Source organism: Streptomyces sp. YS-3 (genome assembly GCF_045257485.1).
Classification (GTDB): domain Bacteria; phylum Actinomycetota; class Actinomycetes; order Streptomycetales; family Streptomycetaceae; genus Streptomyces.
In genome coordinates, this window is the sequence record NZ_JBJHPC010000765.1 from 1 (window position 1) to 2,814 (window position 2,814).

The window sequence follows — 2,814 nt, forward strand, 5'->3', positions numbered from 1 at the left end:
GCCCAGGGGGGGCGGTTCGACTGTTCGGGGCTTACCCAGGCCGCCTACGCCAGTGTCGGGATCGAGTTGCCCCGGGTCGCCAACGACCAGTACAACGCCGGCCCGCACCCCTCCCGCGGCGAGCTGCTCCCCGGTGACCTCGTCTTCTTCTCGGACGACCTCACCAACTCCCGCGCCATTCACCACGTCGGGCTGTACGTCGGCGGCGGGTACATGATCAATGCCCCGTACACCGGCGCCGTCATCCGCTTCGACAAGATCGACGCGCCGGACTACTTCGGAGCGACCCGGGTGACCAAGGACGGCGCCGCCGCGTTGCCGACCTTCAAACCGGGTACGTGACCGTAGGCGCGAAGTGGCCGGAACTCGTCGGCACTCTCCGTCAAGTCATGGCCCTGAGCTGCGACGATGAGTCTCTCTTCGGTAACGTCGTCGTGATCATTCCGTGGAGAGTGGAACGCGAGGGCCGTTCAGGCCGTTCAGTGGACAGTGACCGCAGCAGTACTGACCACGGGGGTTGGTAGCTACTCGCACAGGCAAGGGGCCTCGGCATGGCTGGACTCGCGCTCGACGGGTCGAACCTGGACGTCAGCCTGCTCTACGACATCAACGGACTCGCCGCTTCCGCTCCCACCTGGTTCGACCGCGTGATGGAGTTCGTCGGGGAGTACGGCATCCTGCTCGCCCTCGTCCTCGTGGTGCTCCGGTGCTGGTGGAGCCTGCGGCGCGCGGAGGACCGGGAGAGCGCGCTCGCGTCCCTCGCCGCCCTCGTCTGGGCGCCGCTCGCAGCCGGGATCGCGCTGCTCGTCAACATCCCCATCAGGGGGTTCGTGGAACGGCCACGGCCCTTCGCCTCCCACAAGGGGCTCGACGTCCTGGTGGACGGCAAGACGGACTACTCGTTCGTGAGCGACCACGCCACGCTGGCGATGGCGATCGGGGCCGGGCTCTTCGTCGCGCACCGCAGGTTCGGGGCGATGGCCATCGGGCTCGCGCTCGCCGAGGGCTTCAGCCGGGTCTACATGGGCGTGCACTACCCCACGGACGTGGTCGGCGGCTTCGCCCTGGGCACCGCCGTCACCCTGCTGCTCGCCCCGCTCGCGCTGATGCTGCTGACCCCGCTCCTCTCGGCCCTGGCCCGCTCGCCCCGGCTCGGACGGCTCGTCCGGTCGAGGCGCGCCGGCCAGTCCTCGCTGCGGCTCGCCGCCGGCCTGCCGGAGCCGCGCGGCTCCCGGTCGGGGGCGGGTACGGGAGCCGGGCCCGGGGAGAACGACCTGGCGGCGTAGGCCGGTTCGGCCGGACGGCCACCGCCGGGCCTACAGGCCCTACGACGCCTACAGCGCCTGCGGGAAGTCGAATAGGCGCGTCGGGTCGTACCGGCGCTTCAGCTCGGCCAGCCGGGGCGCGGCATCGCCGTAGTACGCCCTGCGCCAGTCCTTCAGTTCCGTGTCGGCGTAGTTCTGGTAGGAGGCCCCGTTGGCGTACCGGCTCAGTGCGTCATGGGTGGTATTCAGCCATGCCCGCTGGGGCGTTCCGGAGGCGTCCGGCCGCCAGGAGGCGATGTACTGCGCGAGCACCCGTGAGCGGCGGTGCACGAACGCCGTCGCCGTCGGGGACACCCGGTTCAGCGCCCCGCCGAGCGCCGTGAGCGCCACGGTGCCCGACCCGCCGCCCTGTCCCACCGCCACGCTCCCGAACGCCTCGGTCCGGGCGAGCAGGGCCCGTACGCCGTCGGCGGGGAGCGCCCGGTCGAAGAAGGCCGAGCGGGCGGCGTACGTCTCGCGCTGGAGCGTGCCCCGCGGAGAGCGGCCCGGCGTGGCGCCGGGCAGCCGGCACTGCGCCTCGGAGAGGGCGGCGCAGCCGGCGTACGCGAGCATCGCGTCGGTGTAGCCGTGGCGGCGCAGCGAGACGGAGGCGGCGGGGGCGCCGACGCGGTCGGCGAGGCGGTCCACGGCGTTCTGGAGGTCGCCGTAGGAGCCCAGCGAGAACGCGGAGACGGTGACCGTGGGCGCCGCGCCGGCCTTCGCGCCGCCCGCCGCCGCGGCGAGATGGGCGGCGGACCAGATCTCGTCGGGCTGGTCGGGGCCCCACTCCTGCCAGGCCTCGATCACCGCCCGCGCCTTCGCCCAGGGCCAGGTCAGATAGGCGGTGACGGTCCGCGGGGCGTCGTGCGTACGGAAGGTGAGGCCGGTGACGACGCCGAAGTTGCCGTTGCCCGCGCCGCGCAGCGCCCAGAAGAGGTCGCTCTCGTGATCGGCGTCGGCGGTGAGCACTCGGCCGTCGGCGGTGACCAGGGTCGCGGAGGTGAGGCTGTCGCAGGTCGCGCCGTACGCGCGCGTGGCCACGCCGTGGCCGCCGCCGAGGGTGAGCCCGGTGACGCCGACGGTGGGGCAGGAGCCGCCGGGGATCGTCCGGCCCGTCCTGCCGAGGGCCAGGTAGACGTCGAGCAGCCGGGCGCCCGCGCCGACCGTGGCGGTCGAGCCGTCGGCCCGGACGTGGTTCAGCCTCGACGTGTCCAGCACGAGGCGGCCGGTGCCGGAGGACCACCCGGCGTAGGAGTGGCCGCCGCCGCGCAGGGCCACGGGGGTGCGGTGGGCGCGGGCGAAGGCCAGGCACTCCCGGACGTCGGCGTCGTTCGCCACGTACGCGACGGCGGCCGGACGCAGGCCGTCGAAGCGGGTGTTGTAGAGCTGGCGGGCGGTCGGGTACGTGGCGTCCTCGGGCCGCACCAGGGAGCCGGCGAGCGAGCGTGCGAGGGCGGTCCAGGCGGCCGGGGTCGCACCTGAGGACGCGGAGGACGCGGGGGTCGTGGGC

3 protein-coding genes are annotated in these 2,814 nt (G+C 73.5%); 2 read left to right on the forward strand and 1 reads right to left on the reverse strand.

What is annotated here, in order from left to right; all coding sequences use genetic code 11:
* Positions 1-342: C40 family peptidase (locus ACJA3G_RS34475; protein WP_406556970.1), on the forward strand; the 342-nt coding region annotated here is incomplete at its 5' end.
* Between the two features lie 209 nt (positions 343-551).
* The gene (locus tag ACJA3G_RS34480) at positions 552-1,286 is read left to right on the forward strand and encodes a phosphatase PAP2 family protein (RefSeq protein WP_406556971.1); all 735 of its coding nucleotides are present in this window, start codon (positions 552-554) and stop codon (positions 1,284-1,286) included.
* A gap of 48 nt (positions 1,287-1,334) precedes the next feature.
* Here ACJA3G_RS34480 and ACJA3G_RS34485 read toward each other — a convergent pair.
* Positions 1,335-2,814 (reverse strand): FAD-binding oxidoreductase (locus ACJA3G_RS34485; RefSeq protein ID WP_406556972.1); only part of this gene is annotated, 1,480 nt, incomplete at its 5' end.

Excerpts from the sequence above, each read along its gene's own strand:
- ACJA3G_RS34480 (WP_406556971.1), top strand. The coding sequence starts at position 552 with ATGGCTGGACTCGCGCTCGACGGGTCGAACCTGGACGTCAGCCTGCTC.